This is a genomic window from Nitrospira sp. (assembly GCA_037045225.1).
Classification (GTDB): domain Bacteria; phylum Nitrospirota; class Nitrospiria; order Nitrospirales; family Nitrospiraceae; genus Nitrospira_A.
The window spans coordinates 1,927,415-1,952,033 of the sequence record JBAOHZ010000009.1 but is presented as its reverse complement, the minus strand read 5'-3'; the positions used below and the strand labels follow the sequence as shown (position 1 = coordinate 1,952,033).

The following is a 24,619-nucleotide window of genomic DNA, read 5'->3' as shown; positions in this document are numbered from 1 at the left end:
GTCCGGATTAACAGAACGCGGACACACAAGGGGATACATGGCTGTCGTTATGGTTTGGGGTCGAGTTCAGCCAGACGTGTCCGGGCGATCTTGGCGGCGGGGCTGTCGGGGTAGTGACGGAGAATTTCTTCGTAGAGTTCCCTGGCGTGGGTTTTGTTGGTTTGGCGCTCTTCGAACTGGGCCGTCTCCAGCAGCTGCGCAGCCTGGTCGGGACCACAGGCGTACAGGGTCAGGAGTAGAGTCGGAATGATCCACGCAGGTGCTCTGTTCATGCGGTTACCCTCCGGGATGACTTGTCGCAGAACGGTGTCGTGAGCTGAGGCATGTGCGTAGTCTGGCTCAAGGCATCGGCAGTTGCAAGCCGGCGGTCTGGCTCGGACTATGTGGGATTGTGCTCGCGGATACCGTATCGCGGGGAGGTAATGGCTTCACTACGGCAGCGCGGGCAGCGGCTGGGACGAGTGAGTCTGGTCCGTTCGCGGAAGGCGTATGTGCAATCCTGGCATTCCGACGGTTCGAGCAGGAATGTCCGCGCGGGATCGCGAGACAGGGTTTTCACGATATGCGTTAAATGGTCTTCCACCTGGCGCTCCGGCATGCCGAGCAGTTGCGCCAGTTGGTGAGAAGACAACAGGGTACCGGTCAGCAGCTCAATGATCCGCCGTCGTGGTGTCAGTCCGGGTGACAACATCAGCGGGTATCTTAGGGAAACAGCCTGCTGATGAAAAGGCAGGAATCGGCCTCCTCGATCTTGGTATACTACGCAAGACTTCCTGAGCCTCCTTCCGCAACGGGAGATGCTGCGATGAGTGGACCGCTGTGGGACGAGTTGGCCGAGCTGGCGTTGTCCCGTGTCCGCGCGGCCGGGGTCGAGTATGCGGACATCCGTCTGCTCGATACGACGACGCGAACGATCAGCGGTGAAGACCGGCGCATCGCCCACATTCGCGAGAGCACCGATCGCGGGTTCGGCATTCGGGTGTTGCATCGCGGTGCCTGGGGATTTGCGGCCAGCTCCATCATTTCCCTCGAAGAAATCCCACGTGTGGCGGACCTCGCCATAGAAATCGCCAAAGGATCGGCCTCGCTCGCTATCACGAAGGTGCATCTGGCACCTGAGCCTGTGCATCGCGATCGTATCGTCACTCCCTGTCGGCTGGATCCATTCGCAGTTCCCCTGGAAGAACAAACGTCGTTGCTGTTGAACACGATGGATGTGATTCAGCGACATCCGGGCATCGCCAGAAGCCATGCCAGTTTCTGGGCACAACGTGACCGCAAACTGTTCGCCTCCACGGAAGGCTCTCATCTCGAGTTTACTCTGCTGGCGGTGCAGGGCGAGTGCAGCGCCACGGCGGTTCAGGACGGACGTTTTGCGACACGGTCGTTCAATACTCCGCATTTGCGCATGGGGTATGAGTTGATCCGCGATACCGACTTTGCCCGTGAAGGGGCGCGTCTCGCTGAACAGGCGGTGGAGAAGGTGCAGGCGCCGGTGATTGAGGCTGGGCGATACGATCTGGTGCTCGATCCGGAGCATCTGTCCTTGACCATGCATGAGTCCTGTGGACATCCCAGTGAGTTGGATCGCGCGCTCGGCTACGAGGCGAATTATGCCGGCACGAGTTTCCTGACACCGGATAAACGCGGTACCTACCGCTATGGTTCGTCTCACGTGAATCTAGTGGCCGACAACACCGAACCGCAGACGCTGGCGGCGACGGGATATGACGACGATGGAGTGAGTTGCCAGAAGTGGGACATCGTGCGGGAGGGGCTCTTCGTCGGGTACTGCACGAACCGCGAGGTCGCGCCGCGTATCCACGAGGAGCGTTCACGCGGATCGAACCGGGCCGATAGTTGGGGGAGCGTGCCGATGGTGCGTATCGCGAACATCGGGTTGGAGCCGGGCACCGCGACGCTTGATGAACTCTTGGCCGATGTGAAGCGAGGCATCTACATCGAGGGCCACGGGTCCTACAGCATCGATCAACGACGGTACAATTTTCAGTTCGGGGGCGATGCGTTCTGGCTGATTGAAAACGGTCGCCGCACGCACATGGTGCGGGACGTGATCTATCACGGCATTACTCCAGAGTTTTGGGGGCGGTGCGACGGTGTGGCCGATCGCAGCCATCGACGACGATATGGATTTATTACGTGCGGCAAGGGCCAGCCGGGTCAATCCGGCTGGATGACTCATGCCGCGTCCCATGCCCGGTTCAGGCGCGTGGATGTCATTGCCGGAGAAGCGAAGGTCAACGCATGACGGCGTCGATCACTCCATCGTGGCCGAAGTTGACGGGCCGGCAGGAATTCGAGTTCCTGGCTGAGCTGGTGATGAGTCACTCGACGGGTGACCACACCTTTCTGTCGTTGCGCGATGTGCATGGCGGCACGACTCGTTTCGCGAACAATCAGGTCATTCAGAATGTGAACCAGCGGCGCGGAACGTTGTCGATTACGGTGGCCTTCGGGCGACAACATGGCACGGCCAGCACGACGGATTTTACCGCCGGCGCGGTGCGTGAAACCCTCAAGCAGGCCGAGTGTATTGCCCGCATCTCTCCCGAAGATCCCGAATATCTGCCTCCCGTCGGGCCACAGACCTATCTGTCGCTGCCGACCTCGCGTCCCGAAACGTGTGCAGCCGGACCGGCGCGGCGGCTCGACTATGCGCGTGAGGCCATCGGCCAATGCAAGATGGAGAATCTGAACGCGGCCGGAACGGTGTCGTCCGGCACGACGATCGTGGGGCTGGCGGCTGACACGGGATTGCGGGCCTACGAGGAACGCACCGAGGCTCGCTTCAGTCTGACGGTGCAGGCGGGCGAAGCCACCGGCTGGTCGGCGGCGGCCCATCGATCCATCGATCGTTTGCATGTGCAGGAGCGCACGCTGGCGGCCATCATCAAAGCCAAACGAGGAGCGGACGAACCGCAGGAATTGCCGCCGGGTCGGTACACGGTCATTCTGGAGCCGGCGGCCGTCGCCGGGTTGCTGAGCTGGATGATCTGGATGTTGGACGCGAAATCGTTCTTCAAGGGGACGAGCCCGTTCAGCAGAAAACTGCACAGCCGGATCATCGACCGCCGGTTGTCCCTGTGGAACCAGCCCGCCCATGCCGACCTGCTCGGCCATGGATTTACGAGTGAAGGGCTCCCGGTCATCGAATCCGGCTGGATCGAGTCGGGGGTGTTGAACCAGTTATTGCACGACCGGTATACCGCGCAGGAGCATGGGATCGATCCACTGACGACGCTGGAGTCTCCCTACTTATCCGGTGAACGTCCCGTCGGCACAAGGGTGGACGACCTCATCCGTACGACGCAGCGAGGCATTCTAGTCACGAATTTCTGGTACATCCGTCCGGTCAATCCGTCCGATCTGACACTCACCGGCATGACGAGGGACGGCACCTTCCTGATTGAAAACGGCGAGATCACCTCGGCGATTCGCAACTTCCGATTTCATGAGAGTCCCTTGCGCGCATTCAACCAGGTGGATGTCTACACCGCTCCGGTCGAAGCAGTCACGTCAGAAACGGGGAAGGCCTTGGTCCCTGCCATGCGGATCCACGACTTTAATTTTTCAAGCGTCACTCGATTCTAGCCGGACTTTTCCCTGGAAGTCGGGTCGATTCTGCTCGGGTCGGGGCTGCGGGATTCCGGGCGCCGGACGGCAAAAAACCTGTCTCGGCCATTGACTCGGCCTGGTGGAAAGAGTAATGAATGAACGAGGCCTGACTGATACGATGCCGGTGTCATTATGAAGCGTAAACAACAGCGATTGGCTGACAAACCGATTCATCTCCTCACCTTTGCCCCGGACAAGTCCGAGAAGGGCGGTGTGAATCCGTTTGCGCCTTCGCCGTTACGCGCGGGCATTAGTAAAGTCTTTGTGAAATTGGAAGATATGACCGAACGGTTCGAGGATTGGTGCCAGTACGGCCGGTCCGAAGAACGGGCGGTACAACCACTGGGGCAGCGTGTGTCCAAGTGGTTGGGGGCTCCCGTCGCCAGGCATGCCGAGCAGGAAGCCGAAGCTGAAACCGGGTTAGTTCCGGCTCGACGGTGGGATGGTTCGGTCGGCGACGTGATCTTCCGGCTTCGTGACCGGGCGGGCTTTGTGCAACGCGCATTGACCGCACAGGCTCGGGAGCTCAAGGAGTGGGTGATTGAACATACCCGGTCCACCCAGGCGGAAGTCGATCAATTGCGGGAACAGGTGTCGACCCAACAGGCTCAGGTCGAGGAGCTATCGGCGCAACTCCAAGACTTGCGGGCCCTGGTGACCTCCCAGCAGCAAGTGTTGATGTATATGGGCAAGGACATGGAGCTGGCGCAACCTGCCGAGCTGCAACTCTCCCTCATGCCGTCACGCGCGATTTCGTATCGTGAACGCGATCAATCATCTTCGAGAGACCGGCGGGAGGCTTCTGCCGAAGCGTCCCAGTCACCCTACCTCAACGCCTGATTCTTGCCGATCCAGCAGGACGCTGAAAACGACCGCCAGCTTTGTTCTCGCATCGTTCAGAACCTCAACGTACCAAATTGGGAAAAGGTCTGTCCTGGACGGTGCGGTCGGATACGCACATAACGCCGCAGCTATGACACGGCCGGCTCACCGTCTCGCCGGCGTCCACAAACGTGGCGATCATTATTCTTCGCGCCGTGGACCTCGCTGCGGCCTCGCTGGACGACCGTTTTGAGCGTCATGCAGTCGAGCTATTTCAACCGATCTTCTCCCGTCGACGCGTTCCGGCTGGCAACTTCTCGGCGAGGCTGCTAGTTTGTGCTGTTTTGTGCGGTGATGTCGTTCTTGGACGGCGGCATCGTCCATCTCACATACGAAGATACGAGCAGGAGCGGGGGTGATGGTACAGAGGCGATATGCGAGGGCGGTATGTCGCGGCTTGGTGATTGCGGGCCTGGCACTGCCTGTGTGGGGTGGAGTTGCTCGGGCGGAGGTGACGCTGTTCGAGAATCTCGGCACCTGGCATCATGAGATCACGACGACCTCCGACCTTGCGCAAAAATTTTTCGATCAAGGCCTCCGGTTGGTCTACGCCTTCAATCACGAAGAAGCCATCGCAGCCTTTATGGAGGCTTCCCGCCTCGATCCCGATGCCCCCATGCCCTATTGGGGTGTGGCGTTGAGCTTGGGGCCGAACATTAACGCAGCCATGGATCCCAAACTGGAAGCCCGTGCCGTGGAGGCGATTCAGAAGGCGTCCGCGCGTGTGTCGCAGGCCACCGCCAGGGAACGAGCCTACGTGGACGCCCTCGCGTTACGGTACTCGACCAAGAAGTCTGTCGCCCGGAAAGCGAAGGATGAGGCCTATGCCAAAGCCATGCGTCACATCGCACGGGAGGCTCCCGATGATGTTGATGCCGCGACTCTGGCGGCTGAGGCGATGATGGTGCTAAGACCGTGGGACTATTGGCGCGCGGATGGACGGCCTCAACCGGGGACGGAAGAGATCGTCGCCATGTTGGACGCAGCGGTGCGGCAACGGCCGGAGCACCCCGGCGCGTGCCACTATTACATTCATGCGGTCGAGGCATCGCCCGAGCCTCAACGCGCGCTGGACTGTGCGAAGCGGCTGCCGTCGCTCATGCCGGGTGCCGGACATCTGGTGCATATGCCGGCGCATATCTACATGCGGCTGGGACGTTATCGGGAGGCATCGGAACGGAATGCGAACGCCGCGATGGTGGATCACGAGTATTTGTCTCACCACCCCCTTGAGGGCAATTACGCATCAGGCTACTATGCGCACAATCTCCATTTCCTGAATGCCTCTTTGATGATGGAAGGGCGGAGCGCGGAAGCGGTGCAAGTTGCGCGGGAACTCCTAACGAAGGTTCCGGCTGACGCGATCGTCAGGGAGCCGTCGCTGGAATGGTATGCGCCGACCCTGCTGCTGACCATGGCTCGATTCGGCCAATGGGGCGACTTGATCAGGCACCCGCCGCCGTCCAAGAGTTTACGGCTCACCACGGGCCTCTGGCACTTTGCCCGCGGGTTGGCCTTCGCCGCCACCACGCGATTCGGGAGTGCCGAGGGAGAATTGTCGAATCTTCGGAAAGCGATGAAGCCATTTGCCAGAACGAAGACCCCGGAAGGCAAGATCAGTCGCACGTTGTTGAAGGTGGCTGAACGGGTGCTGGTCGGCGAAATGGCGGCGCGGCGCGGGCAGTACGATGTCGGGATTCAGGCGCTCCGGGAGGCGGTGCAATTGGAGGCGTCCTTGCCGTACAGCGAACCGCCTTTCTGGCTGCAGCCGGTTCGTCACAACTTGGGGGCCGTCCTACTGCTGGCAGGGCGTCCGGCCGAGGCGGAAGCGGTGTATCTGGAGGATTTGCGCATCAACCCCGAAAACGGATGGGCCTTACACGGACTGACGCAAAGTCTGCGGTCTCAAAACAAGGGCGCGACTCAGGAAGAAACCAGGTTTCGGGCTGCATGGGCGCAGGCCGATGTGACATTGACGGGATCGCGATTTTAGCCTGTCGTGCCGGGATCGGTTCCGAACGCTCACAGGGGTGTCAGGTAAAGGACAACAGATGATCAAGACAGACTACGTGTTTCATGCCAGTGAAGAGGCTCGTGAATTGGAACGGTTGCAGATGCTGGAACGAATCTTCGATCCGGGCACGCACCGCCGGATGCTGGCGACCGGTCTGACCACCGGGTGGCATTGCCTGGAAGTGGGAGCGGGAGCCGGCTCCATCGTACGATGGTTGGAACAGCGGGTCGGGCCATCGGGCAAGGTCGTGGCCATCGACACGAACCCGCGTTTCTTGCGGGGAAGCGGGAGCTCGACCATCGAAATCCTGCAGGGCGATATCTGCGACATGGAGCTTCCGCCTGCCACCTTCGATCTGGTGCATGCGCGGTATGTGATGATTCATGTCGCGGGCTATCAGGCGGCGTTTGAGCGGATGCTGCGATGCGTCAAACCGGGCGGCTGGGTCATGATCGAAGAGCCTGATTTTCAAGCGGCTCGTGCCGTAGCCGGATCGGAAGCGGCCCGGGCGGCATTCGGGCGAGTGACGGATGCGATCGAACGGATGTTTACGGCGCGCGGTATGGACTATGCCCTTGGGGCGAAGTTGCCCGTCTTGTTCCAGCGCCATCATCTGGACCAAGTGACCGTGGAGCACGAGGGGCATTTGTCCGCGGGGGGCGGGATGATTCCGCAGTTGATGAAATTGTCGGCCGAGCAGCTTCGTGCGAAGTACGTGGCGACCGGGATGGTCACGGAGGCCGACATCGAGGAGTATGGACGGTTGGCCGACGATCCCGACTCCTGGGCCGTCTATTATGCGACGGTGGCGGTGACCGGCTGGTGGCAGCCGCAATGCGGCGGGCGAACCTAAGGATAGGGTATGCGATACATCGTAGGAGTTATGGGTCCGGCGAAGGCCAGGAAGAAGGACGTCGACAATGCTCGTGTGCTGGGCGAATTGATCGCGCGCCGCGAGTGGGTGGTGCTGACCGGCGGTCGTGACGTCGGGGTGATGGATGCGGCCTGCCAGGGAGCCAAGAAGGTTCCCGGCAGTTTGACGATCGGGGTCTTGCCCTCGAGTCGCGAACGTGTGTCCAAGTATGTCGATCTGGCGATCATCACCGAAATGGGCAACGCCCGAAACAATGTGAACGTCATGTCTAGCAACGTCGTGGTGGTTTGCGGACTGATGGGAGCCGGTACCGTGTCGGAGGTGGCCCTTGCCCTCAAGGCGGGGAAACCGGTGATTCTGGTCGGGGCCACGCCGGCCGAAGAAAAATTCTTCAAGAAGCTGGGCGGGCGACTCATCGCGGCGGTGGAAAACCCCGAAGAAGCCATTGGGCTCATGATGAAGCAGTTCGAACAGCAACAGCCGGATTTGGTGCAGGGGGCGCGCTCCTGGGGCGGAGTCTAGCCCGGACTCTACATGCAGACCTGCTGCGTCGTCCGATCCTCTCGCCCGCCGGGGCCGTTCTCGCTCGGCCTCCTCGACGGACTACAAGTACGCCTGCGTCGTCCTCACTTGCGAGCAGCCCCATCGGGCTTCGATCTCGAACGCCTCGCGACGGTCTGCATGAAGCGTCCGGGCTAGCAAGCGGCTGAAAAAGCCTGCCAGCTTTGTTCGCGATGTCCGTGAAACGTGAATCGTGAAGCGTATCTCGTTGGGGGGGGAGGAAGGGCTTAGGGCTATTAGCTATACACCATAGGCTCTTTTTTTTCGGACGAGAGACGAACGACGCTTCACGAACCACGACGGAAGCGGCGACCTTTTAGGGGGCGGCGGGGGAGCCGGAGAGCGCGCCTTTTTCCAGCAGCACGCCGGAGTTGTCGAAGGGGAGGCGGCCCTCCTTCGTATGCAGCACGCCTGTGACATGGTAGGCAAGGGGCTGATCGCCGGAGAAAGACAGGAGTTGACGGACGACTTGTAAGGTGGACGTACTAGTTTCCACCGATGTGACGGAGTCGCTCAGTCGCGGGATAACCAGTTCCTTGTTGCCGAGGCCGCGCGCCAGCCGATTTCCATTCAGATCGAGCTTGAAGTCGATTCCGGTGACGGCGAGCTCGAAATCGTTGGGGTTGCGAATACGCAGGTCCACCTGCAGCCGCTGCTCGAAGGCAGTCGTTTCCAGCGGCGTGACGTTGGTGACCAAGACTTCGGGGGCTTCCCCGTTCATGAACCAGGAGGCGCATCCGAAACACGTCAGCGCCGCCATCAATCCCGCAAACGAAATCAGCCGTTTCATCCCGCCCATCATACAGAAACATCTGTTCGATTACGATGCTCGTAGATACCAGCAGGAGATCGGGCAGGTCCGCCGCCGGCGTTCACAGAAGAGCTGTTTTGCAGCGTCACGGGAGACGAGTCCGAAGCCTCGATCGCGGTGCGTCGAGTGCTTTGGTAAGATAACCAGCGAAGGGTAGACTCAGGCGTAGGGAGGACTGATCCAATGAACAGCATGACACGCAAGATAAGGTGTGCGTTGCTGGTTGTGGCGATGGTGCTGGCAGGGTCTCTGGGATCGGCCGGGCAGGCTGCCGGGCTATCCGATCCGGCGAAAGCGTATTTCGCCGGAGGGTGCTTCTGGTGCATGGAGGAAGTATTCGAGAAGGTTCCCGGCGTCACAGCAGTGACCAGTGGCTACATGGGCGGGCGGGGTGAAAACCCCAGTTACGAACAAGTCTCCGCCGGTGGGACGGGTCATGCCGAGTCGATTGAAGTGGTCTACGATCAGGCTCAAGTGAGTTACGCCGCATTGCTCGAAACCTTCTGGCGTAACGTGGATCCGGTCACACCGAATGCACAGTTCTGCGACCATGGCAGCCAATACCGTGCCGTGATTTTCTATCAGACTGAGGAACAGAACCGTCTGGCCGAGGAGTCGAAACGCAAGATCGAACAGTCCGGGCGAATTCATGGGCCGATTGTCACGGAACTCACCCTGGCATCGCCGTTTTATCCGGCCGAGGACTCTCACCAGGATTATTATAAGAAAAATCCGGTGCGGTATAAATTTTACAAATATAGCTGCGGGCGGGCGCAGCGGTTGGAAGATCTCTGGGGGACTCCATGACCGGTTCAGGCTCGCAGGAGTGGTTGGCGCGGCTTATCCAGGATTGCCGAATCATTGCCGTGGTGGGGTTGTCGTCGAATCCGTCGCGCCCCTCCTACCGGGTGGCAGCCTACATGCAACAGCAGGGGAAGGTGGTGGTGCCGGTGAATCCACGAGAGACCGAGGTGTTAGGGGAGCCGGCCTATCCTGAACTCTCGTCTCTGCCCGGTCCGATCGATCTGGTGACGATTTTTCGACGATCGGAAGAGGCGGGTGTGGTCGTCGACGAAGCGATCCGGATCAAGGCCAAGGCTGTCTGGCTGCAGGAGGGCGTGATTGATGAGGCGGCGGCTGAGCGTGCGCGCCGGGCCGGATTGCAGGTGGTGATGGATCGGTGTTGGCTGAAAGAGCATCTGCGTTGTTTGGGCGAGCATTGACCGCGTATTCTACTTATCGCTGATAGTACCAGCGATAAGTCATCGCCCCAGACCTGGTTTCTCGATAGTCGCGTTTCAAGACCTCCCATCCACTCTCCGCTCCCGCCGATTTGTTTCATTTTCTTGAGCATTCCGTATCTCCATGGAATAGTGATGCGACGGGGCTCCGCGCCTCTCTTGCACCGATGTTCCTACCATTTATCTCTGGAGGTTACAGCCATGATGCCTTCGCTCACGGTATGCGCTCGTGCGTTGCTCATTCTTCCCATGGGACTCTTTGCAATGGGTTGTTCGCAGTCGGCCCTGCAGGGCCCCTCGCCACAGGAAAGTCTGGGCGTGGGGATCGTCACCGGTACGCTGGGGGCGCAAAGTCGGGCTACGGTGAGAGCCGGTGACCAGGCGGGCGGATCGCTGGTCGGCCAAGTGCAAGCGGTAGAGGGTGGAGCGTATCTGGTTCGGGATGGCGGCGGGCAGGAACATCGTATTCCCCACGATGAGAACACGAGGATCGATCGACCGGCCCACGTGGGTGATCGCATCCAATCCTGGTTCGATCGACAGGGCCGGGCCGTGCTCATCAGAAGCCTCGATGAGGATGTCCGGTAGGACGGGGCCGGGCTGCGCCGTTCGAGTCCCTGCACCATCATGCAACAGCCGGAATGGAATTCTCGCTGGGAGCGTCTGGCCCGCGTGCTCTGCCCCTTCGTGGTGGCCGGGTGCCTGATGGCGATGATGCCCCCGGCGAGCCGGGTCGCACTTGATCCGGGCATGAAAGACGTCCAGTTTCCTCGCGCTCCCGAGTCAATCATCGCACTCATTGCTGCCTCTGCCGCACAATATGGGCTCGACCCGGCTCTTTTGCAGGCGGTGATCAAGGTGGAGTCGAACTTCAATTCGGACGCCGTGTCATCGAAGGGTGCTATCGGGTTGATGCAGCTCATGCCCCTGACCGCTACGGCGCTCCATGTGCTGGACCCGTTTGATCCGAAGGACAACATTCGGGCAGGCGCGGCGCTGCTTCGACGACTTCTGAACCGGTTCGACGGGGATCTTACGTTAGCGCTGGCGGCGTACCACGTCGGTGAGGCACGAGTCAGGCAGGCGATCGGTGTTCCGGCGCTCCCTGCGACCCAACTCTATGTCGAACGTGTGCTGGGTCATTACAATCGATTCCGCGCGGAGGCTCACGGGGCGGCCACGGAATCGGGATCGCGAGACCCGGCTGGCCGGCCCTTCTTCTTCTCCCCTTCGCACAGATGAATGAAGCCGGCCCATGAATCGGTCCGCATCTGGGCGTAGGTATGGGGTGCCGCCCGCTCGCCGGTTGCATTTTTCTCCAGAACCGGGTACGGAATTCTGGCTCGCGCGACGGAGGCGAAACAGCAGCCGGCCGGCGGAGACCTGGTTATATTGTCGAGGATGGTGATGAAGAAAAGCGATCGCACTGCTCGGTTGGCCCAATCGGATATTCGTGCCATGACCCTCGCCTGTGCAAAGGTGAACGGGATCAATATGTCCCAAGGCGTCTGCGACACCCCTGTTCCTCCGGTCGTGGTGCAAGGCGCACAACAGGCGATGGCTCAAGGCCACAATATCTATTCACGTTTTGACGGCATTGTGGAACTGCGGCAGGCGATTGCCGACAAGCTGGCTGCATACAATCGAATCGCGGCCGACCCGGACGTCAACGTGACCGTCAGTGCCGGCGCCACAGGGTCTTTTCAGGCCACCTGCATGGCGTTGCTCAATCCAGGCGACGAAGTGATTCTCTTTGAACCGTTCTACGCGTACCACATCCAGGCGATCCACGCCGTGGAGGCGGTTCCTCGTTATGTGGCCATGCGGCCTCCGGAATGGTCGGTCGATTTTCAGGGGCTGGAGCAGGCCATCACGCCCAAGACCAAAGCGATCGTCGTGAATACTCCGGGAAACCCGTCTGGAAAGGTCTTCGCACGATGGGAGTTGGAACAGATTGCGGAGATCGCCTGTCGCCATGACGTGATGGTGATCACGGACGAGATCTATGAATATTTCGTGTTCGACGGGCGGGAGCATGTCAGCATGGCATCCCTTCCCGGGATGGCCGACCGGACCATTACCATCGGAGGATACTCCAAAACGTTCAGTATCACCGGGTGGCGCATCGGCTACAGTGTGGCTGAGGCCACGTGGGCCAAGGCCATCGGTGCGATGAGCGATGTCTTGTATGTCTGTGCGCCCACGCCGCTGCAGTATGGTGTCGCCGCCGGGATTCGCGCGCTCGGCTCCTCGTTTTACAGTGACCTGACGAAGGAGCATCAGCAGAAGCGGGATCGATTCTGCGGGGCCTTGGCTAAAGCGGGATTGCCCCCTGCCGTACCGCAGGGGGCCTATTACGTGCTGGCGGATGTGTCCCGACTACCGGGAAAGACAAGTCGCGAACGTGCGATGTATTTGTTGGACAAGACCGGCGTGGCGGGCGTGCCGGGCGAAGCGTTCTTCGAAGGGCAAGAGGGGCGTCGTTTCATGCGGTTTTGTATGGCCAAGACCGACAAGGATCTGGAGCAGGCCAGTCAGGCCATCGAACGATTCACGGCATGATCTCGTGGAGATATGCTCCCCGCTATCGTGTCTGCCAGGACGCGGTTCTCGTCATGGTGCCCCAGGTGGCCTTCTTGCCGCGCACCCATCGATACAAGCCGATCAGCTTCCACACGGTGTTTAGTTGGCGATACCCGAGATTTTCCAGTACGGCGGCCAGGAGCAGTTTGAATATGTCGCGCTGATCGGGGTAGACGTGGAACGACATCTCTTCCAGCAACAGGGCGCTTACCGAGAGTAGGACGCCCATTCCGATGCCCGCAGTGAGCAGAATCAACCACGTCTGGAACGAGACGACGCCCAGGACGAATCCGAGCGCCAGGAAACAGTAGCTGAACACTTCGACTACCGGGCCGACCCATTCAAAGATCGCCATGAATGGAAACGCCAGCCATCCGATCGTGCCGCTTTTGCGGTGGCAGAGCAGATCGAGATTCTTGGTCAGGCTCTCGCACAATCCGCGCTGCCAGCGAATCCGTTGATTCTTGAGCGTTCCCAAATCCTCAGGGGCTTCGGTCCAACACACCGAGTCGGGCACGAAGGTAATGCGATAGGGCTTGTCGTTGAAGCGCAGATACCGGTGCAGGCGGACGACGAGTTCCATATCTTCACCGATGGTGTCCGACCGGTACCCGCCTACGGTGACCACCGCTTCCTTGCGAAAGATGCCGAACGCGCCGGAAATAATCAGCATGGCATTCATCGGGGACCAGCCCAATCGCCCAAAGAGAAACGCACGAAGGTATTCGACGATTTGGAACAATGCCAGGAGATTCGTGGGGAGTCCGATCTTCGTCAGAAACCCGTTCTCCACGCGACAGCCGTTGGCGATACGGACGGTGCCGCCGCTGGCGACCGTGCGATGATCGTCGAGGAACGGCTGCACGGCACGACGCAGGCTGTCTGGTTGGAGAATCGAATCCGCGTCGATACAGCAGAACAGTGGGTAGACCGACAGGTTGATCCCGGCATTTAAGGAGTCGGCTTTCCCGCCGTTTTCTTTGTCGATCACGCGCAGGTTGGCGTGCAGAGAAGAATGGTAGATGGTCCGAATTTCTGCGGTCGGGAGTTGCGTATTGTAGGCCTCCGGAAACGGAAACAGGTCGAACTCCTTTCGCAGCACGTCGATGGTCTCGTCTTTCGAGCCATCGTTGACCACGACAATTTCGTACTCGGAGTAACTGAGCTGCAGTAACGAGCGGATCGACCCGGCGATCGTGGCGGCTTCGTTATAGGCGGGGACCAGTACGCTGATCTGCGGCTCGAAGCCCGTATAACTTTGCGGCAAACTTTCCAGCACCCGTTCCTGCAGGTATTGCCGTAGGTGAAAGATCGCGATGATGTCCAGCATCAAGTATCCGGCGGTCAGGCCGAGAAGGTACAGCAAGAACAGCCATTCGGAGATTGACATGAATGTTGTGAGCGACATCGATCAGGGCCTCTCCACCCGAGGAGCTGTCGTTGCGAACCGGAGTGAACACAAGTCGGTGAGGTGGGCAGTACAGGGTCGGGTGCTGCAGGTCGCCGCCTGCTTGGTCGGGGTACTCGGATGTCTCACCATGCCGTCCGTGGCCTCTTCTGCTGATGTGCCCGTCATGGGGCTCTTCCCGGCGACGATCTATGAGATTGACCTCACCTATGTCGGTGAGCAGACCACTCCAACCGTGGCCCTCCAGGGCCCACCGCGAGATGCCGCCCCTCTTCCTTATCGACCGTTTCAGCCCATTCTTGAACTCCAATCGGTGTTGGGGGAGTCCACGTCGTTCGGACCCTGCCAGGGGCAGGTTCACAAAGAGGAGCAGGGGATCGACCTGCAGTGGAGCGCGGAAGGCCAGGGGCGCTGTGGACAACGTATTGCGATACATCAAGCCGGAGCGCCGGTTGATCTCATGTCCTACCATTGGTTGCGGCTACGTGGCTTTGCGACCGGCTCTGTAGTGGTGGCGCTGGATGATCAGGCCGGTCACCGGCGAGAGGACAACGTACCGCTGGCGACGGTGACCGGCTCGTTCGATATCACCATTGCTTTAAAGGAGGCCGGTCGCCGGTTGGACCTTCGGTATGTGACGGCGATCGTGGTTTCCACTGAGGCGGAGAGTGCACATATTCACTTCGACCGGATGGAGGTGATCCGGGCGCCGTCAGGGAGCAAGCAGCCTCTCGGAATTGGTTTCTGGGTATGGAATTATCGTTCGGCGATGGAGAATCCGGAAGGCATATTGGCGACGTGCCGGATCCAAGCCTGCTCCCGTCTTCTGATCCAGATGCCGTCTCAATCCGACGACGAGGCCATTTGGCGCGGCTATGTCCGTTTGATGGCGCAAGTGCAGCACAGTGGCCTCGAAGCGTTGGCATTGGATGGATATCCTGAAGCCATTCAGGAACCTCATATGTTGGCCGATAAGATACGGAGGGTCCTTCAACTCGCGGAGCCAGGTGTGTTGTCCGGGGTGCAGCTCGATCTCGAGCCCTATCTCCTACCCGGGTTTCTTGAGGATGAGGTCCAACTTCGTCGGTATGTCGATACCATCGAGATCTTGAAGCGTGCGATCGACGGACGTACCAGGCTGTCGATCGTGCTGCCTTTTTGGTTGGCCGGTCCGACGATCGGCGGGCGACCCCTCGCCTATGCAGTGATGGACCGAGCCGACGAAGTCGCGGTGATGAGTTATCGCACCAATCTCGATGACGTGCAGGACATCGCTGATGACATCCTTCGATATGGCGCCGTGATGGAGATACCAGTGTGGTTGGCCGTTGAGACGACGACGCTACCGGTAGAACGGCATGTCGTCTTACGGCGTGAAACGGACCCTGCTCGGATAGAGGCGGTTTTGGACCGTGACCGGCGACTCCTTCAGTGGGTGCCGAAGCCTGCGCAGCAGAGTGTGGCGACTCAGCAGGAGGGCTTTCGCATTCACCATCGATACACGGTCAACTCGGAGCGGCTGAGTTTTGCGGGTCGATCGCGGGCCGACGTGTCTCTGGTCGTACAAGGCATGCTGGATACCACCTCGTCTCGCAGTTTTGCAGGAGTCCTTATTCACGATCTCGACGGATTCAGAGCCCTCCCTCAATAGGGTTGAGCAGATCGGTCAGCAGGGTCGACACGGATGCGGGACATCAGAAAACAAATCAGTCGGCGCCGTTCCGTCGGGAACGTTTTCCTGGTGAGCCTGCTCGCCACGGCGTCCTTGTGGGCGTGGTCTTCCACGCTCTCCGCACAGCCTGCGGACTCGTCTCCGCGACAGGTGTTGGAGAGGGCCACGGCCTTGGAGGTCCAGCAGCAGTATGGGGAGGCTGTTGCGGCCTACCGTCAGTATCTCGTTGCACGACCGGAGAACGACGAGGTGCGCGCGAAGGTGGCCAGATTGCTTTCTTGGCAGGGACACTGGGATGAGGCTGCGGCCTTGTACCGCGACGTCTTGACCCGCCATCCCCTCGACCACGAGAGTCGGGTTGGCCTCGCTCGTGTGCTCTCTTGGCATAAGCACCTTGATGAGGCTCGCCAAGAGTATGAACGAATCCTCCAAGAAGAGCCGAACCATCCGGAGGCGTTGACCGGACTCGGCGATGTCTTGTTGTGGGGCGGCCATCCGGATCAGGCCATGTCGTATTATGAGCGCGTGGTGGCGGCAACCGGCGATGCAGAGGTGGCGGCGCGGCTGCGTACGTTGAAAGCGGACTCTATGGCACCGACTGTCGCAGGACCCACTACGCCGTCGTCTGTGTCCTCGTCGGATCAGGTCGCGGCGATGGAGCGGGGGCGGCGATTAGAATTGATGCGGCAGTACACGGAGGCCGCAGTGGTGTATCGCGAGGAGTTGCAACGGGCTCCGGAGAACGACGAGCTCCGCGCCTCCCTGGCGAGGACGTTGTCCAGGCAAGGCGCACATGCGGAAGCCACGGGGCTGTACCGAGAGGTGCTGGTTCGTCATCCGGACGATCAGGATGTTCGGATCGCCTTGGCGCAAATACTTGCTTGGCAACAGGAGTTTGCGGAAGCCCGGGTGTTGTATGGCCAGGTATTGCAGGCGGACCCGACGCAGATGGAGGCCCGGCGAGGGCTGGCGGAGGTGGCTCATTGGCAGGGTCATCGCTCGGAGGCGGTGGAACGTTACGAGGCACTCTTCGCCGAGACTCACGATCCCGAGATTGAAGCGCAGCTGAAAGCCCTGAAGATCGAATTACTGGCCGACGCGAAGCCGGCTCATCCGGCTGAAGCGGAGGCGACCGTTGCTGCGCGGGACACCGACGCGCACGCCATCAGCAGCGCAATGGAGCGGGCAACAAGGTTTGAGATCGCCAAACAGTATCGAGAGGCCGAGACGGTCTATCGCGAAGTGCTCCAGCAGCATCCAGACAACGACGAAGTGCGTAGCGCCTTGGCGCGAGTGCTCTCGTGGCAGGGATCCCATGCTGAAGCGGCGACGTTGTACAGGGACGTCTTGGCGGATCATCCTGAGGATCAGGATATTCGTCTCGCACTTGCGCAAGTGCTCTCCTGGCAGAAACAGTTCGACGAGGCTCATGGGCTGTATGAGGAGGTGCTGCAGGCTGACGCGACGCGTGTGGAGGCCCGGCGAGGGTTGGCGGAGGTGGCCCATTGGCGGGGACATCGTTCGGAAGCCCTGAACCGCTACGAGGCCTTACTTGCGGAGACCCACGATCCGGCCATTGAGCAACAACTGCGCGCCGTGAAGTCCGAACTGCTGGTGTCGCCCCGGGCGGCAGTGGGGCAAGGTCTGACCGGGTTGCGCCTTCCATATCGGGACTACGCCAAGATCGGGTACAGCCACTATTCCTATACGAAGAATCAACCGGACGAGCGTGATGTTCTGTTTGAGATCGCCAAACCCTGGGGCAACCAGACCGTGGTGCTTCGAGTGGAACCGATGAACCGGTTCGGGTTCCACGACACGCCGGTGTCTGCGGAGCTGTACAGTCCGCTGTGGCAGAGAGCCTGGGGCTACATTGCGGCGCAAGGGACGATCAATCCGAACTTCTCGCCCAACTATTCAGTGGTCGGCGAGGTGGCGCAAGGGCTGGGGGGATTGCATGCGTCGCTCGCGCCGATCGAACTGTCCTTCGGATATCGCCGCCTCAATTACAAACAGGATGATATCGATCTGTTGATGCCGGGCCTGACGATTTTCCTGCCGTTCAATCTATGGTTGACCGAGAAGGTCTATTTTATTCCGAACACCGGCGCCATCACCCTCGCTTCACAGCTCACCTGGCGACCGACTGATCGCGTGCAGTTGTTCGCGTCCGGCTCGTTTGGGACATCCGGGGAACGAATTGTGGCCGCACAAGATTTTACTCGAGTGGGGAGCCGCACCATTCAGGCCGGCGCGACGTTTCCTCTCACGGAACGCTTCTCGGCGGAAGTCTCCGGCTATTACGAGGACCGGGGATTCCTCTATGTCCGTCGCGGAGGCAGTCTCAATCTGATCTATCACTGGTAATCGATGGAACCGTCGGCACGTGCCTGCCTCACAGCCGTCGCCGTGGTGATTGTTCTGCTCGTGATCCGGAGCTGAGTCCTGCCGAGATCGAACCCTGATCAACGCATCGAGATCTCAGCGCAGGGCTCTTCACGCGTTCCAGGACTCACCGGCCCCCACGATACCAGTGGTCGACAGCGAGCAGATCGGTGTGCGGCGGACTCGCCGGAGAACCAAGGGATCGTGTAGGTGGACTTAGGCGGCTCGGGGTTCTTGGGAAGAGGGGGGGATCGGGCGGGTTTTTCCCACGTTCGTTTGGGCCATGAAGGGAAGCATATGTTCGTGTGACTCAACCGTCGAGAGGCCGCTACACAATTCCGTCAGTTTCTCCGGCGTCATCCAGGGCAGTTTGGAGAGGGCTTCAGCCGCCCGATAGCGTACCCACCAGTGTTCGTCATCCAGCAGTTTGATCAGAAGCGCTTCATCTTCCTCGACACCGACCTTGCCGAGCGCCGAGGCCGCTTGAAGACGCACATACCAGGTTGGATGAAAGATGTGCGCACGAATGGTCGCGACATCCCGCGGGTCACTACATTCTCCGAAGAGAAACAGGCACGCGGCCAGTATATCGTCCGGTGGCGTGCCTCGTTGTAGGAGTGCCCGGAGGGGGGGCAGTCCCTGTGGACTCTGAGTCGCGGCGAGGTGGCGTATCAAGCGGGCGGCGATTTGCGGATGGGCCTGACTTGCGGCTATGGCAATGGTTTCCGCGGCAAGACCCGGGTCTACGGCGTCGAACATGGCAACGACTTTGAGTGGGGACCAGTCGTGCCGTCGGCTGATCACAGGAATCAGCAGGGGGATGGCCGCTTGCGCATCGATATTGAGTAGGGCCTTGGCCGTGACGAGAGAGAGAAACGCGTTGTCAGACTCCAAGATGACGGCCAGCTCGTCCCAGGCGGATCGTTCTTGTAGATGGCCCAGGGTGACGATCGCCAGCAGCCGCCGGCGCAGTCGCCTGTTGTGCAGGAGCTGCTTGGCGACCTGGTCGGTGTCCATCCGCCGGGCCAGCTCAATCAATTGCGCGCGTGCCTCACCTTGAATGGATTCATAACAGTGATTCCACAGATAGAGAAAGACAATATGGTCGCGAGGTTTCAGCGGCGGCACCGTCTCAGGTACTTCGACAACGCATTGAGCAAGCAGTGGCCTCCAGGTCTCGGTGACGGCCTGGCGGCGCCGTTCTTTGGCGAGACGAAGCACGCGTAGCAGCAGGATGCTCAGCAAGAGGAGGATGACGGCGGAATAGATGCCGAGCGCGGTCAGGGTACCCACTTTGAGTGCTGCATCAGCATGGTCGAGGGCAAGCACGCGGGCGTCCTCTTCGAAATGGCCTACGCCGATGGGCCCAGGAAACGCTTCAGCCGACTGGTGAGCTCACGAGGGTTAAACGGCTTGAGCATATAATCGTTGGCCCCGCTCTCAAGTGCTCGTTTGATGTCGTGTTCACTGCCGTCGGCGGTCAACATCACGATCGGCACCTTTTCCCATGCGGCCTTGCTGCGGATGTACGTGAGGACTTGCAGTCCGCTCAGAAACGGAAGCATCACGTCCAGCAAGATGATGTCCGGCTGCTCCATCGTGTCGACCAATTCCTGGGCGCTGCGTCCGTCCTTCGCGTGGACGACGCGGTAACTTGCCCGCTCCAGTAGAAACTTCAGCAAGCTCGCCGTATCTTCTTCGTCTTCGACCATCAGGACCATAGGCTTATGGGGCGTGGTGGTTTCCATGGGAGGACTCCTCAGTTGCGGGATCGCGGGGCATGCCCTATGCGACCCGGTTCTGTCTTGTGTGTGAACCCCTCAGTAGTCGGTTGAGTCGCGTGGCCAACTGGGTTGGGCTGACAGGTTTGATAATATAATCGTTCGCACCGAGAAGGGCAGCCCGTCGCATATCAAGGCTATCAGTATCGGCGGTCAACATGGCCACCGGGATGTTTTTCCACTGCTCCTGTTCGCGCAGGTGCACAAGTAGATCGAGTCCGCTTATATCGGGTAGGTGGACATCCAGTAAGACCGCATCCGGTGGTGCCATCGTGGTGATCAGACGTCTGGCATGTTCGCCGGTGTTGGAGTGAATGACCCGGTACCCATTCTTTTGTAGCACGAATTCGAGCAAACAGGCGGTATCTTCTTGATCTTCGACCAGCAGAATGATCCGTCCAGAGGCGTTGGTACGCCCGGTCATGCGGTTCGTCCGTTCCGTTTCGTTGCGGACGGACGCCGCGCGCGCGGTTCTCCGTCGCGGACGTGTCGGCATTGGGCGCACCGGCGCCTCAGTGACCGCAGGGGGAGCGTCCACGACGACGGAGGACAGCGCGCGCCGGACCTTGCGCATCACTTCCTCTATGCCGGCCGTTTTCACCACATAGTCGGTGGCCCCGTGAGCCAATGCGCGCTCGATGTCCGCCGCGCAGGAATCGGCACTGACCATGATGATCGGCACATGCTTCCAATCGGGATTCAACCGAAGTGCGATCAAGAGCTCGAATCCGTTCACATAGGGAAGAATGACATCGAGCAGAATCAGGGCCGGAGGAAGCATGGTCTCGATCAGGCAAATCGCCTGCCGGCCGTCCGCGGCGTGAACGACGTGATAGCCGTCGCGCTCCAGCACGCTTTTCAGCAGTGCCGAGGTGTCCTGCTCATCTTCGATACTGAGGATTGTAGGAGTCATGTGCTCTTCCTCTCGATGTCCGCTCGGAGCCGTCCCATCAGGCTCGTCAACCGGTCGTTATTCTTCGTACACGATTTCGACACGTTCCAAGTATGACCCCAAGACCGGGAGGTCGGTACGAATGGATTGTTCGTCCGTGGTCTTGGCGGCTTGTTCAAGTCGAGTGGCGATGACGGTCATGGCCTGAAAGCCATAACTGCCGCTGACCCCCTTCATGCCGTGGGCCACCTTTCGGACCGTTTCGAAATCGCCTTGGTCCACGGCCGCCGTCATCGTTGTGAGCTCTTTCTTCCGGTTGGCCATGAATTTGGGGATCAATGGTTCAAAGGATGCATCCACATGAACGATAATCGGTCCGGACCCGAGGTCCGAAGATGCAGGCGTGCTGTCACTCATCAGGCTGCGTCCTTTCGTGATCTGAGGATTCCATACCGGTGAATGGCTTCGAGCAAGGTACGCTTCTTGATCGGTTTGGTCAGATGTGCGGTACAGCCGGCAGCCAAGCTCTTTTCGAGCTCCTCCTGAAAGGCATTGGCCGTAAGAGCGACGATCGGTGTCGGCACTCGATGCGCATCGGTTTCCCACTGCCGAATCGCGGTGGTGGCCTCATATCCGTCCATCTCCGGCATTTGAATATCCATCAGGATCAAATCGTAGTGGCTCAGCTTGAATTTCTCTACGGCTTGCAGGCCATTTTCTGCCGTCTCGAGAATGTAGGGCAGATCTTTGAGGAACAACGCCATCAGGTTACGGTTATCTTCGAGGTCCTCTACGAGCAGGATGCGTAAGGGGCTGGCCAGTGAGGTGTCCGGCGCATCCGGTGCTGGGAGCTTCATCGGAAGATCAGTGACGCCCTCCTGCTCGATGGTACGCAGGGCTACTTTGAGAAGCGGGGTGCGTCGGATTGGTTTCGCTATAAAAGCTCGGACCCCGACGGTGTTCAACTGGAGTGTGTCGGGAAGTCGCACCTCGGAGGTGAGCAAAATGACCGGTATGGACCTGAGTTGGGCGTCGGTTTGGAGCGCCGCCGCGAGCTGGAGGCCGGTGAGGCCGGGCATATGGCTATCGAGCAGCACGAGGTCGTACTGTCCCCCCTGCGTGGCGGCCTGCCGAAGCCTGTCCAATGCCGAGGTGCCGTCGGATGCTTCATCCACCTCGGCCCCGAACTCCGACAAATGCTCTCGCACGACCAGACGGTTGATCTCGTGGTCGTCCGCGATGAGAATACGCCGTCCGGCCAATGCGAAACTTGGGAGAGGCGAACTGTCTGGACAGGACTCCTGTGGCAGACAGGTAGGCAGTTGTGCCGTAAAGTGGAATGTGCTGCCGGCTCCGAGTGCACTGTCGACCCAGATGGTGCCACCCATCATGCCGACAAGTCGTTTGCTGATGCCAAGCCCCAAGCCGGTTCCCCCATACTTGCGTGTGGTCGACGAGTCGACTTGAGTAAAGTTTTCGAAGATCGCCTGGATCTTGTCTTCGGGGATGCCGATGCCGGTATCCGTCACGGTGAAGTGAAGGCTGCCGGAATCAACTAGGGTGGGAAATGACTGCACCGTCACCGTGATGCTACCAGACTCGGTGAACTTGATGGCGTTGCCGAGGAGATTGATCAGGATCTGTCGGAGCCGTGTGGGGTCTCCCGAAACCCAGGGTGGCACATTCGGGCCAATGTAGGCGATCAGCTCCAATCCCTTGGCATGTGCGCGTCCGGCGAGGAGTTCAGCGGTACTCTCGATGACGTCGCGGAGGTCAAGCGGGATCGTCTCCAGATTCAGGTGGCCGGCCTCAATCTTGGAGAGATCGAGGATATCGTTGATGAGTTCCAGCAAGGCATCGGCGGCGTGAGAAAACCGGTCAACATAGTGGCGTTGATCGACGGTCAGCGTGGTTTCTTTCAACAAGTCTGCCATCCCGATGATCGCATTCATCGGCGTGCGGATTTCATGACTCATGGAGGCGAGAAATTCGCTCTTTGCTTTCGTGGCGGCCCAGGCCTGGTCGCGGGCGTCCAACAGCTCTGCGTTCCGCTCCTTCAGAATGGCGGCTGCGGTCGCGAGTGCCAGTTCCGTGTGTTTCCGTTCAGAAATATCGGTAAAGGCGATGACGGCGCCCGACAGGAGGCCGGCCTCATACACCGGGCGGGCGTCGATTTCCGCCGAGAACAGAGACCGATCCTTGCGCCATAACCCGTCATCGTCCAATCGGCAGCCTTTTCCGGTCCGGTAGACTTGGGTCAATGCACAGCGCTCTTCAGGACAGGGTGAACCATCCGTATGGGAATGGTGGATGAGAGCATGCAGAGGCTGACCTAGCAGTTCGTCCGGGGTGTGACCCAACAATTCTGCTCCTGCCGGATTCACAAAGGTGCAGCGACCGTGAAGGTCCATGCCGCAGAGGCCTTCAGCCGTGGAGTCGAGCAGCAGTCTGATGTTACGACCCAGCCGTTCGCGCTCTTCTTGCGCCTGCTTCAACAGGGAGATATCACGGATCGCCGACAGCGCGTAGCAACCGTCTTCCATGTCAACGGAGCTGAGGCTGATTAAGATGGGGAATTCGTGCCCATCCTTGTGTTGCCCGATCAGGTCGTCGTTGTCACTCGTGGGTCGGGTGTAGGGGGCCGCTGTGTCCTGGCGGGGTTGAGTCGGATGGGCGCGCTGATATCGTTCCGGCATCAGGGTCTCCACCGGCCAGCCGACCAGTTCGTCGGGCCGGTAGCCGAAGGTGGATTCGACGACGCGATTGACGTAGACGATGCGTCCGGCATCATCCGCCATGACAAACGCGTCCGGAGACGCGTCGAGTACTTTGAGGAATCGCGCTTCGGCCGCCAAGGTCCGGCGGTGTTCGTGTTGAGTTTGAAGCCAGGCGCGTTTCAGGCTGATGGTGCTCCAGAGGAGTACGGCGATCAGCGAGGCAATGACGAGAGCACCGGCGAGCCCAATAATGAGAATGCTGGTGAGGATCGGTGCGAGGATGTCGTGACGGTCCGCTCGTACCAGAATGCTCCAGTACAGCCGCCCTTCGTCATCGTACCCCTGCGTGCGAGCATAACCGGTAATCACCTGCGTCTTGCGGCGAGGATACCACTCCTCGACAAAGCCGGAGGAGCTGATATCGGTCAGTTGTGCTGAAGGGACCCCCATCTGTCTCAGGTTATGCTGCCCCTCCTCGCGCAGGAACGAATCCGCGATCAGGTCGCCACGATGGTTGATAAGCTGGTACTCCAGGTGTACGGCATTTCCCCACAAGGTTTGCAGTGCCATCACGCTTTGGGTGAGCACGTCTTCGAGGGTGGGCACACCGATCCGGGCGATCACTCCGCCTTTCCACTCGCCAGCCGGGCCGTTGACGCGCGCCATCATCGTCATTGCGAACTGGCCGTGATCGTCAGGGCTCATGACGGCATCCTCGACGGCGGTTTGGGCGCCGTTGCGTAGCGAGAGGAAGGCCGCATTGCGACCAAAATCCTTCCCGATCAGGGAGTCTTCGGTGGCTGCAATCACGCGTCCCGTCGCATCGGTGAGGGCGACCCAACTGAACTCCGGTGCGAGATCTAGCAACGCTCGAAGAATCGGTTGGATTTTTTTGCGGTTTTGCGTAGAGAGGACGGGCGCATGCGAGAGTAACGTGATGCTATTGATCCGTTCGTGCACGATCATATCAAGCTTGTTGGCGCTCTCGGCCGCCACGGTGGCCACGTTCTGCCCTGCATCGGCGACCAGACGTGTTTCAACGTGCCAGAGCACGATTCCTCCGACGAGCAATGGAAGCAACGCCACGACCAGGATCAGTCGGGTGAACCATTTACTCGAGGCGAGGGCTCCATGTTGCCAGATCTGTTTCATCAGTGGGGCT

22 protein-coding genes are annotated in these 24,619 nt (G+C 59.9%); 13 read left to right on the top strand and 9 right to left on the bottom strand.

Annotated elements, in window-relative coordinates:
- Positions 1 to 47: 47 nt before the first annotated feature.
- Both V9G17_09840 and V9G17_09835 read right to left on the bottom strand, forming a co-directional pair.
- The gene (locus V9G17_09840) at positions 48 to 272 is read right to left on the bottom strand and encodes a hypothetical protein (GenBank protein MEI2752895.1); all 225 of its coding nucleotides are present in this window, start codon (positions 270 to 272) and stop codon (positions 48 to 50) included.
- Positions 273 to 379: 107 nt separating this feature from the next.
- Entirely contained in the window at positions 380 to 691 is a 312-nt protein-coding gene (locus V9G17_09835) for a hypothetical protein (GenBank protein ID MEI2752894.1), read from the bottom strand.
- Between the two features lie 114 nt (positions 692 to 805).
- Between V9G17_09835 and V9G17_09830 the strand changes: the two genes are divergently transcribed.
- The 6 genes from V9G17_09830 to V9G17_09805 all read left to right on the top strand — a co-directional run bounded on the left by V9G17_09830 (position 806) and on the right by V9G17_09805 (position 7,928).
- A complete protein-coding gene (locus tag V9G17_09830; GenBank protein ID MEI2752893.1) occupies positions 806 to 2,269 on the top strand; it encodes a TldD/PmbA family protein in 1,464 nt (487 codons plus the stop codon).
- Entirely contained in the window at positions 2,266 to 3,612 is a 1,347-nt protein-coding gene (locus V9G17_09825) for a TldD/PmbA family protein (GenBank protein ID MEI2752892.1), read from the top strand. Before V9G17_09830 ends, V9G17_09825 begins: the two co-directional genes overlap by 4 nt.
- Before the next feature lie 156 nt (positions 3,613 to 3,768).
- A complete protein-coding gene (locus V9G17_09820; protein MEI2752891.1) occupies positions 3,769 to 4,476 on the top strand; it encodes a hypothetical protein in 708 nt (235 codons plus the stop codon).
- 400 nt (positions 4,477 to 4,876) lie between these two features.
- Positions 4,877 to 6,511, top strand: coding sequence for a hypothetical protein (locus V9G17_09815; protein MEI2752890.1), 1,635 nt, complete (start codon positions 4,877 to 4,879; stop codon positions 6,509 to 6,511).
- A gap of 58 nt (positions 6,512 to 6,569) precedes the next feature.
- Positions 6,570 to 7,385, top strand: coding sequence for a methyltransferase domain-containing protein (locus V9G17_09810; protein ID MEI2752889.1), 816 nt, complete (start codon positions 6,570 to 6,572; stop codon positions 7,383 to 7,385).
- A 9-nt stretch (positions 7,386 to 7,394) separates the two neighbouring features.
- Positions 7,395 to 7,928: a hypothetical protein gene (locus V9G17_09805; protein MEI2752888.1), complete on the top strand. Its 534-nt coding sequence runs from the start codon at positions 7,395 to 7,397 to the stop codon at positions 7,926 to 7,928.
- Between the two features lie 355 nt (positions 7,929 to 8,283).
- Here the strand turns inward: V9G17_09805 and V9G17_09800 are convergent, their stop codons facing one another.
- Positions 8,284 to 8,757: an LEA type 2 family protein gene (locus tag V9G17_09800; GenBank protein MEI2752887.1), complete on the bottom strand. Its 474-nt coding sequence runs from the start codon at positions 8,755 to 8,757 to the stop codon at positions 8,284 to 8,286.
- 204 nt (positions 8,758 to 8,961) lie between these two features.
- On the opposite strand from V9G17_09800, the gene msrA reads away from it, so the two are divergent.
- The 5 genes from msrA (at position 8,962) to V9G17_09775 (ending at position 12,581) form a co-directional block, all read left to right on the top strand.
- Positions 8,962 to 9,585 (top strand): peptide-methionine (S)-S-oxide reductase MsrA, encoded by a 624-nt coding sequence (gene msrA / locus V9G17_09795; protein ID MEI2752886.1) that lies wholly within the window; start codon positions 8,962 to 8,964, stop codon positions 9,583 to 9,585.
- Entirely contained in the window at positions 9,582 to 10,001 is a 420-nt protein-coding gene (locus tag V9G17_09790; protein ID MEI2752885.1) for a CoA-binding protein, read from the top strand. The genes msrA and V9G17_09790 overlap by 4 nt, the downstream gene beginning before the upstream one ends.
- Positions 10,002 to 10,220: 219 nt before the next feature.
- Entirely contained in the window at positions 10,221 to 10,607 is a 387-nt protein-coding gene (locus tag V9G17_09785; GenBank protein ID MEI2752884.1) for a hypothetical protein, read from the top strand.
- Between the two features lie 39 nt (positions 10,608 to 10,646).
- On the top strand, positions 10,647 to 11,261 hold the full coding sequence (locus V9G17_09780; GenBank protein MEI2752883.1) for a lytic transglycosylase domain-containing protein: 615 nt from the start codon (positions 10,647 to 10,649) through the stop codon (positions 11,259 to 11,261).
- Positions 11,262 to 11,426: 165 nt separating this feature from the next.
- Positions 11,427 to 12,581 carry a pyridoxal phosphate-dependent aminotransferase gene (locus tag V9G17_09775; GenBank protein MEI2752882.1) on the top strand — a complete coding sequence of 385 codons (1,155 nt, stop codon included), beginning with the start codon at positions 11,427 to 11,429 and terminating at the stop codon, positions 12,579 to 12,581.
- Between the two features lie 22 nt (positions 12,582 to 12,603).
- Here V9G17_09775 and V9G17_09770 read toward each other — a convergent pair whose 3' ends face one another.
- Positions 12,604 to 14,010, bottom strand: coding sequence for a glycosyltransferase (locus tag V9G17_09770; protein MEI2752881.1), 1,407 nt, complete (start codon positions 14,008 to 14,010; stop codon positions 12,604 to 12,606).
- On the opposite strand from V9G17_09770, the gene V9G17_09765 reads away from it, so the two are divergent.
- Both V9G17_09765 and V9G17_09760 read left to right on the top strand, forming a co-directional pair.
- Entirely contained in the window at positions 13,991 to 15,661 is a 1,671-nt protein-coding gene (locus V9G17_09765) for a hypothetical protein (protein MEI2752880.1), read from the top strand. The genes V9G17_09770 and V9G17_09765 overlap by 20 nt on opposite strands.
- A gap of 33 nt (positions 15,662 to 15,694) precedes the next feature.
- Entirely contained in the window at positions 15,695 to 18,049 is a 2,355-nt protein-coding gene (locus tag V9G17_09760; protein MEI2752879.1) for a tetratricopeptide repeat protein, read from the top strand.
- A 234-nt stretch (positions 18,050 to 18,283) separates the two neighbouring features.
- Here the strand turns inward: V9G17_09760 and V9G17_09755 are convergent, their stop codons facing one another.
- Genes V9G17_09755 through V9G17_09735 form a run of 5 tightly spaced genes read right to left on the bottom strand, consistent with a single transcriptional unit; the run spans position 18,284 to position 24,609 of the window.
- Positions 18,284 to 19,396 carry a HEAT repeat domain-containing protein gene (locus V9G17_09755; protein ID MEI2752878.1) on the bottom strand — a complete coding sequence of 371 codons (1,113 nt, stop codon included), beginning with the start codon at positions 19,394 to 19,396 and terminating at the stop codon, positions 18,284 to 18,286.
- A gap of 23 nt (positions 19,397 to 19,419) precedes the next feature.
- Complete coding sequence (locus tag V9G17_09750) at positions 19,420 to 19,815, bottom strand: response regulator transcription factor (protein ID MEI2752877.1); 396 nt, start codon at positions 19,813 to 19,815, stop codon at positions 19,420 to 19,422.
- 37 nt (positions 19,816 to 19,852) lie between these two features.
- The gene (locus V9G17_09745; GenBank protein MEI2752876.1) at positions 19,853 to 20,761 is read right to left on the bottom strand and encodes a response regulator; all 909 of its coding nucleotides are present in this window, start codon (positions 20,759 to 20,761) and stop codon (positions 19,853 to 19,855) included.
- A 57-nt stretch (positions 20,762 to 20,818) separates the two neighbouring features.
- Positions 20,819 to 21,157 (bottom strand): Hpt domain-containing protein, encoded by a 339-nt coding sequence (locus V9G17_09740; protein ID MEI2752875.1) that lies wholly within the window; start codon positions 21,155 to 21,157, stop codon positions 20,819 to 20,821.
- Positions 21,157 to 24,609, bottom strand: a complete 3,453-nt coding sequence (locus V9G17_09735) for a response regulator (protein MEI2752874.1) — start codon at positions 24,607 to 24,609, stop codon at positions 21,157 to 21,159. Before V9G17_09735 ends, V9G17_09740 begins: the two co-directional genes overlap by 1 nt.
- Between the last annotated feature and the right edge of the window lie 10 nt (positions 24,610 to 24,619).